The sequence below is a fragment of the Flavobacterium bizetiae genome (assembly GCF_902804475.1).
GTDB classification, from domain to species: domain Bacteria; phylum Bacteroidota; class Bacteroidia; order Flavobacteriales; family Flavobacteriaceae; genus Flavobacterium; species Flavobacterium bizetiae.
This window is the reverse complement of record NZ_CADCSU010000046.1, coordinates 41,336-48,595: the sequence shown is the minus strand read 5'-3', so window position 1 is coordinate 48,595 and position 7,260 is coordinate 41,336. Positions and strand designations below refer to the sequence as shown.

Annotated in this window: 8 protein-coding genes; 5 read left to right on the top strand and 3 right to left on the bottom strand. The window is 34.0% G+C overall.

The features are described from left to right. Positions 1-101: 101 nt before the first annotated feature. The 3 genes from FLACOL7796_RS04270 to FLACOL7796_RS04260 all read left to right on the top strand — a co-directional run bounded on the left by FLACOL7796_RS04270 (position 102) and on the right by FLACOL7796_RS04260 (position 4,061). On the top strand, positions 102-290 hold the full coding sequence (locus tag FLACOL7796_RS04270; RefSeq protein WP_173969591.1) for a hypothetical protein: 189 nt from the start codon (positions 102-104) through the stop codon (positions 288-290). Between the two features lie 283 nt (positions 291-573). Beyond that, positions 574-2,766 carry a peptidase domain-containing ABC transporter gene (locus FLACOL7796_RS04265; RefSeq protein WP_173969590.1) on the top strand — a complete coding sequence of 731 codons (2,193 nt, stop codon included), beginning with the start codon at positions 574-576 and terminating at the stop codon, positions 2,764-2,766. A 2-nt stretch (positions 2,767-2,768) separates the two neighbouring features. Beyond that, entirely contained in the window at positions 2,769-4,061 is a 1,293-nt protein-coding gene (locus tag FLACOL7796_RS04260; RefSeq protein ID WP_173969589.1) for an HlyD family secretion protein, read from the top strand. Here FLACOL7796_RS04260 and FLACOL7796_RS04255 read toward each other — a convergent pair. The 3 genes from FLACOL7796_RS04255 to FLACOL7796_RS04245 form a co-directional block, all read right to left on the bottom strand. Then, positions 4,058-4,765, bottom strand: coding sequence for a tRNA1(Val) (adenine(37)-N6)-methyltransferase (locus FLACOL7796_RS04255; RefSeq protein ID WP_173969588.1), 708 nt, complete (start codon positions 4,763-4,765; stop codon positions 4,058-4,060). The two genes, FLACOL7796_RS04260 and FLACOL7796_RS04255, sit on opposite strands and share 4 nt — an antisense overlap. Positions 4,766-4,851: 86 nt before the next feature. Continuing rightward, positions 4,852-5,376 carry a ribosome maturation factor RimM gene (gene rimM, locus FLACOL7796_RS04250; RefSeq protein ID WP_173969587.1) on the bottom strand — a complete coding sequence of 175 codons (525 nt, stop codon included), beginning with the start codon at positions 5,374-5,376 and terminating at the stop codon, positions 4,852-4,854. 16 nt (positions 5,377-5,392) lie between these two features. Beyond that, positions 5,393-5,956, bottom strand: a complete 564-nt coding sequence (locus FLACOL7796_RS04245; RefSeq protein WP_173969586.1) for a 30S ribosomal protein S16 — start codon at positions 5,954-5,956, stop codon at positions 5,393-5,395. Between the two features lie 198 nt (positions 5,957-6,154). Between FLACOL7796_RS04245 and FLACOL7796_RS04240 the strand changes: the two genes are divergently transcribed. Then, positions 6,155-6,637 carry a DUF6252 family protein gene (locus FLACOL7796_RS04240; protein WP_173969585.1) on the top strand — a complete coding sequence of 161 codons (483 nt, stop codon included), beginning with the start codon at positions 6,155-6,157 and terminating at the stop codon, positions 6,635-6,637. Between the two features lie 141 nt (positions 6,638-6,778). Next, a complete protein-coding gene (locus FLACOL7796_RS04235) occupies positions 6,779-7,132 on the top strand; it encodes an RNA recognition motif domain-containing protein (RefSeq protein ID WP_173969584.1) in 354 nt (117 codons plus the stop codon). Positions 7,133-7,260 lie beyond the last annotated feature (128 nt).

Below are 7,260 nucleotides of genomic sequence, written 5' to 3'. Positions count from 1 at the left end.
TCATAGAATAATAGTAATCAATATTATGATAGTTTTTTAGCAGACAGAGCCTTCAACTGTCTTAAAATGATTGAAGAAATAACAAATCAAAAAAACAAATTATGAAAAAATTGAAAGATTTAATTGGAATTGAAGTTTTAAGTAACAGTGAGAAGAAAAGTATTAATGGCGGAGGGCCAGGAATTGAGGCTTGTTATTGTCCTGATGGTACTTTTGCAGGTGTTATTCATCCGGGAGAAGGTGAAGTTTGCTCATCAGTTATTGAGGAAAGTTGTTTACTAAATAGCTAATTTTCATAATTTTTAAATAAAGAGAAACCGCCTCATGTTTTATTAGGCGGTTTCTTTTATACAACTCCTGATGGTTCTTGCAGGTGTTCTGATTTATAGAAATTAATTAAAACAAAATTGATAGAGATTAAATAGAAATACGATGTATTAAGTGTAATTACTTTAAAATATAGTATTGAAAATTTTCATAAAAAGAGAAAAAAAATAATTTAACAGTAAATATCATATTTTTGTTAAATAAAGAAATTTAATCTTAAATTGCTCTGAAATAAAAGATTTGAAGTTGAAAAAATTTACCAATTACAAGCAGGCTGATTATAAGGATTGCGGGCCTACATGCTTAAAGATTATCGCTAAGCATTACGGAAAAACAATCAACATTCAGGAGTTGAGAGACATTAGTGAAACAACTCGTGAAGGAAGTAATTTACTTTTTTTAAGCGATGCAGCAGAAAGAATTGGTTTTAGAACTTTAGGTGTAAAATTAAATCTTGAAAGATTACACGAGGCACCACTGCCATGTGTTTTGCATTGGAATAAAAACCATTATGTGGTACTTTATAAAATCAAAAGAGGAACTTATTATATTTCTGATCCTGCTTTTGGTCTAATCGAATATAACAAACAGGATTTTATTAAATTCTGGATAGGGAATAATGCAGACGAACTGACTCAGGAAGGAGTTGCGTTATTGATGGAAGCTACTCCAAAGTTTTTTCAGTCTGAATTTGATAAGGAAGAAAATAAAGGTTTAGGGTTTAGATTATTATCGCAATATGTGTTGCGATACAAATCATTTTTAATTCAATTGAGTATAGGATTATTAGCCAGTAGTTTGCTGTCGCTAATCTTTCCGTTTTTAACCCAAAGTATTGTTGATGTCGGTATACAAAACCAAAACATCCACTTTATTTATTTAATTCTTTTTGCGCAATTATTTCTTTTTGCCGGAAGAACTGGCCTGGAACTTATCAGGAGTTGGATATTATTGCATCTTTCAACTCGTATCAATATTTCACTTATTTCGGATTTCTTTATAAAATTAATGAATCTGCCCATTTCATTTTTTGATGTGCGAATGACCGGAGATATTATGCAGCGTATTAATGATCACCGCAGAATCGAAAAAATTCTAACCACATCATCATTAAATGTTTTGTTTTCTGTAATTAATATGTTTGTGCTGGGCGGAGTATTGGCTTATTTTAATCTTCAGATATTCTTTGTGTTTTTTGTTGGTAGTATACTTTATTTTGGTTGGATTACCTTGTTCTTAAAACGAAGAGAAGTGCTCGATTATAAACGTTTTGCTGAGGTTTCGAACGAACAAAATAAAGTAATGGAACTTATTAACGGAATGCAGGAAATCAAACTGCATAATGCCGAAAAGCAAAAACGATGGGGTTGGGAATATATTCAGGCCAGACTTTTCAGGGTTTCGATAAAAGGATTGGTTTTAGAGCAAACCCAAACTATTGGTTCATCTGTAATCAATGAATTAAAAAATATTTTTATCATATTTCTTTCTGCAAAATTAGTAATTGATGGTTCTATAACGTTAGGAATGATGCTGGCGATAAGTTCTATCGTAGGAAGTTTAAACGGACCTATCACGCAGCTTATAGAATTTGTGAGAGAACTTCAGGATGCTAAAATTTCATTGGCCAGATTGTCTGAAATTCACGAAAAAGAAGATGAAATGCAACAAGAAGTTCATCAGACAAATGATGTCCCGTTTGACTCTGATATTGAGATAAAGAATCTTTCGTACCGTTATCTGGGATCAGATATTCCGGTTTTAGATGATTTAACGCTAAAGATTCCTGCCAAAAAAGTAACCGCAATAGTTGGCGTTAGCGGAAGCGGAAAAACAACTTTAATGAAATTGCTTCTTAAATTTTATGAACCCGAAAAAGGGGAAATTACCATTGGCAATGCACAGTTTAAAAACATTTCGCAAAAAGCATGGCGATCTCATATTGGAGCAGTTATGCAGGAAGGTTTTATTTTTAGTGACACTATCGCCAATAATATTGCTTTTGGAGTTGATAAAGTCGATAAAGAACGCTTGGTGTACGCGGCTGATGTAGCCAATATAAAAGAATATATCAGTGGTTTGCCGCTTGGTTATAATACAAAAATTGGAGCGGAAGGAACCGGAATGAGTACAGGACAAAAACAGCGTATGCAAATAGCAAGGGCAGTGTATAAAAATCCTGAGATATTGTTTTTTGATGAAGCAACATCAGCTCTGGATGCTAATAATGAAAAAGAAATTATGCGCAAACTCGATATTTTCTTTAAAGATAAAACTGTAGTGGTTATTGCACATCGATTAAGTACGGTGATGAATGCAGACCAAATCGTAGTTTTAGACAAAGGAAAAATTATTGAGATTGGCAATCATTCTGCCTTGGTAGAACAAAAAGGAAATTATTTTGAACTGGTTAAAAATCAATTACAATTAGGAAATTAATCATGGCCGAAGATACTACATTCGAATTAAGAAGTGAGGAAGTTCAGGACATCCTTACCAGAGTACCCCACTGGATGATTCGTTGGGGAACAGTATTGATATTTGTAATTATTTTTATGTTATTTTTTGTATCCTGGTTCATCAAATATCCGGATGTTGTCAATACCGAAATTGTCATTACAACCAATATTCCGCCAGAAAAAATAGTTTCGAAATCTTCAGGACGTATCGAGGCTCTTTTGGTCAAAAACAAATCGATCGTTTCAAAAAACAGCACGCTTGCGATTATCGAAAACACAGCCAATTACAAAGATGTTTTTTTATTAAAAAAAATAGTCGATGAATATAATATCAACAATCCTCAGAAAGCTTTTCCTTTTGCTTTGCTAAAAAATGCACAGTTAGGAGAAATCGAAAGTGCTTTTGCTGTTTTTCAAAAAGATTATCAGGCAGAACAATTAAATAAGGATTTGCAGCCTTTTCAGGTCGAAAACAGAGCGCAGGTTTCAGAGAAAGTTCAAATCAAAGAAAGATTAGAGATTTTGCAGCAGCAAAAGGTAATTAACGAAAGCGAATTACAGCTTCAAAAAAACGAAATTGCCCGTTTTGAAACACTCTTCAATAAAGGAATTATTTCGGCTCAGGAAATGGAGGCTAAAAAGTTAGGTTATCTTCAGGCGCAGAAGAATTATAAAGGCCTGTTAACGTCGATTTCTCAGCTAAAATCCTCTTTGATTGATAATTCGAAATTGAGTCAGAATTCGCAAATAAGCGGCACTAAAGAAGAAGTTACGTTAGGAAGAAACATGGCGCAGTCCTTCTATCAGCTTAAAAAAGTAATAAAAGATTGGGAATTGGCTTATGCCTTAAAATCATCTGTGAGCGGAGTAGTTACATTTTTGCAGGTTTGGACAGAAAATCAAACCATAAATACTGGTGATAATGTCTTCTCTATCATTCCGGATACAAAAAATGGATTTGTAGGAAAAGTAAAAGCACCAGCTTTAAATTCAGGAAAAATAAAAGTAGGGCAACGAGTAAATATTCGATTGGCGAATTTCCCAGACAGAGAATTTGGAGTGTTAAAAGGAAAAATTCAGAATATTTCTCTGGTTCCGGATAAAGATGGAAATTTATTATTAGATGTTGCTCTTCCAAACGGATTGCAAACTTCTTATAATAAACAAATCGTGTTCCAGCAGGAAATGAAAGGAAGCGCCGAAATTGTAACCGAAGATTTACGACTTATCGAAAGAATTTTATATCAGTTTAAAAGTATTTTTGAGCAGGTTTAAAACTTCAAGTAAAAATCCTTAGTCAACTCAATATATTCCGGAGTATAAACGTGTCTGTCAATTTCGATGGTTAACTCGTCGACTTCAGGTACTGAATTTTCATTGCGGCTAAAAGCCAATAAACTGCGTTTTACAATTGAAGTTGGAGTGCCTTTTACGCGTGTAATTTTGGTTGGATATAATTCTGATTCTTTTGCTAAAGCGATAAAATTTTGTTCTTCTTTGAAAGGAAGAATTAAGGCGAATATTCCGTTTTCTGAAAGTAATAAATCTGCTGCTTCAATAAGTTCTTCAAACGGCATTGCGTCCTGAAAGCGCGCTAAATAACGTTGTTCATTTTCTGTTTTATAATCTTCAGCATAAAAAGGAGGATTTGAAACAATCAGATCGTATTCGTCCTCTGGTTCTTCAATAAATTCGTCCAATCCGGCATGAAAGCAAAATAAGCGGTCGCCCCAGGGAGAATTTTCAAAATTATCAACCGCTTGTTCGTATGCATCCTCATCAATTTCAAGTGCATCAATTTGTTCTGCATAAGTTCGCTGAGCAAGCATCAAAGCAATAATTCCGGTTCCTGCACCAACATCTAACACACTAAATGGATTATGATGAATAGGAGCCCAAGAACCCAATAAAACGCCATCTGTGCCGACTTTCATGGCAGTTTTGTCTTGTTTTACAGAAAATTGCTTAAACTGAAACATTTTATTTATGATTATAAGTTAACAATTGAAATTCTTAGAAAGTTATAATCTAAAAATCCAGCAATCTAAGAAGTCTAAAAATCTAATTATAGGTACATCTCAACCAATCCTTCCGGAAGGTTCATTATTACTTTTTTGTTTTCGCGGTCGATTTTTACAAGAAAATGATCGATCATTGGGATCAGCATTTCTACTTCACCATTTAAAACTTCAAAAAGAGGTTGTGCGGTACTATCGTTTACGGCAACAATTTTGCCAAAAACACCCAGACGTTGATCTTCGATTTCAAAACCGATAACTTCGTGGAAATAGAATTTGTTACCAGTAAGTTTAGGTAACATGTTTAAAGGAAGATAAATGGCATTACCCAATAAGGCTTCTGCTTCTTCTTCATTATTTACATCTTCAAAACGAATTCTAAGAAAATCGTTTTTATGTAATGAACTTGTTTCAATAAAAAAAGGAACCAGGTGTTTGTTGCATTCAACAAACACCGATTCCAGATTTTCGTATAACTCAGGTTCGTCCGTGTCTAAATAAGCCAGAACTTCACCTTTGAAACTAAATTTTTTAGCGATTTTACCTAAATAAAAACATTCTTCTTTACGCATTCTCGCTAATTATAATTTATGCTTCAGTTGTTTCGTTATTTTCTTCAGCAGCAGGAGTTTCTTCAGTTGATTCAACTTCAGCAACTTCTTCTTCAACTGCAGGAGTTGCAGCAGCGATAGCATCAGCTTCAGCTTGAGCTGCAGCAGCTAAACGTTTAGCGTTAACTTCTTGTTCTGCTTTAAAAGCTTTAGCTTTAGCATCAGCTTGCGCTTTTGTTAAACCTTCTTTTTTAGCATCAACTTTTCCAGCTTTAGCATCTAACCAAGCAGATAATTTAGCATCAGCTTGCTCTTGAGTTAAAGCACCTTTACGAATACCTCCATCAAGGTGGTGTTTCAATAAAGCACCTTTGTAAGAAAGAATTGCTCTTGCAGTATCAGTTGGTTGTGCACCATTGTGTAACCATTTAACTGCACTATCAAGGTTTAAGTCGATAGTTGCTGGGTTAGTGTTTGGATTGTAAGTACCGATTTTCTCTAAGTATTTACCATCTCTTTTTGAGCGTGCATCTGCAGCTACAACCCAGTAAAAAGGTTTTCCTTTTTTACCGTGTCTTTGTAATCTAATTTTTACTGACATAATCTTATGATTAAATTTTGAGGTACTCGACCTCTGTTAATTAAGGGCGCAAAGATATAATTTTTTTATGAATTATCGGTTTCAAACTTTATTAAATATATTTACAGTAGATTTTTGTTGTTTTTTGAGCTTTTTTTGAAGTTCGAATTTTCATTTTCCGACTCAAATAAGGTACTTTTGCCTCAAATTCATGACTTTATGAAAAAATATATCTACTTGTTACTTAGTGTTTTTGTGTTTGCATCCTGTACTGAAGATGTGAAATTTAATACTCCTGCTTTTCAGGGATTAAAAGATAACGTCTTTTGGAGGTCTCAAAATTATACAGCTTACACAAAAATAAACGGAGATTTAATTATCGAAGGAGGGTTGGGAGCTGAAAAAGTAAGCTTAAAAATGCCATCTCCAATTCCTCAAACATATATTTTGGGTGTTAATGATCAGGTTACAGCTTCCTATTCTGATGTTTTTGCCAATACAGTGCCTAAATTTACTACAGGTACAAATCTGGGTAATGGCCAGATTGTGATTACAGAATTTGATGTTAAAAACAGTACTATTTCAGGTACATTTAGGTTTACGGCAGTAAATGAGAATGCGGGAGATGGAGAAAAATCTGAGCTGCATTTTACCGAAGGTGTTTTTTATAAGATTCCTTACACACCGAAGGTAAACTTCTAAAAATTAAGTTTTTCATTTGCAATTGTTTGGTTTTATTGATTTCTATTTTTTTAAATCAAAATAAAAACATAAATAAACTAATATATAGTAGATTACAGAAAAATAAGACTACATTTGCTACATTATTATAAATAAGTACATATGAACATTTTTGTTGGAAGCCTTCCATTCAGTATTGAGGAAGCAGATTTAAGAGAGTCTTTCGAGGCTTACGGAGCAGTAGATTCAGTTAAAATCATTACTGATAAATTTACAGGAAGAAGCAAAGGTTTTGGTTTCGTAGAGATGCCAAACGATGCAGAGGCTCAAAAAGCAATTGATGAATTGAACGGAGCTACTGTTCAAGGTCGTGCAATTGTAGTTAATAAATCTGAACCGAAACCTGAAGGTGAAAGAAGAAGCTTCAATAACAACCGTGGAGGTGATTCTCGCGGAGGTTACGGAAACAACCGTGGTGGTGGAAACGACCGTGGTGGTAACAGAGGAGGATATTAATATTTTTTTCTAAATATATAAAAGGGATCAACTTGCGTTGATCCCTTTTTTTATGCAGTAAGATTTGTTTCTGTAGAGATACACAGCAGTGCATCTAACGCAAAAGACGCACTGCTGTGCGTCTCTGC

What these genes read in the sequence shown, in the direction of transcription:
- FLACOL7796_RS04270 (WP_173969591.1), top strand. Translation starts at nt 102, where the DNA reads ATGAAAAAATTGAAAGATTTAATTGGAATTGAAGTTTTAAGTAACAGT.
- FLACOL7796_RS04260 (WP_173969589.1), top strand. Translation starts at nt 2,769, where the DNA reads ATGGCCGAAGATACTACATTCGAATTAAGAAGTGAGGAAGTTCAGGAC.
- FLACOL7796_RS04255 (WP_173969588.1), bottom strand. Translation starts at nt 4,765, where the DNA reads ATGTTTCAGTTTAAGCAATTTTCTGTAAAACAAGACAAAACTGCCATG.
- rimM (WP_173969587.1), bottom strand. Translation starts at nt 5,376, where the DNA reads ATGCGTAAAGAAGAATGTTTTTATTTAGGTAAAATCGCTAAAAAATTT.
- FLACOL7796_RS04245 (WP_173969586.1), bottom strand. Translation starts at nt 5,956, where the DNA reads ATGTCAGTAAAAATTAGATTACAAAGACACGGTAAAAAAGGAAAACCT.
- FLACOL7796_RS04240 (WP_173969585.1), top strand. Translation starts at nt 6,155, where the DNA reads ATGAAAAAATATATCTACTTGTTACTTAGTGTTTTTGTGTTTGCATCC.
- FLACOL7796_RS04235 (WP_173969584.1), top strand. Translation starts at nt 6,779, where the DNA reads ATGAACATTTTTGTTGGAAGCCTTCCATTCAGTATTGAGGAAGCAGAT.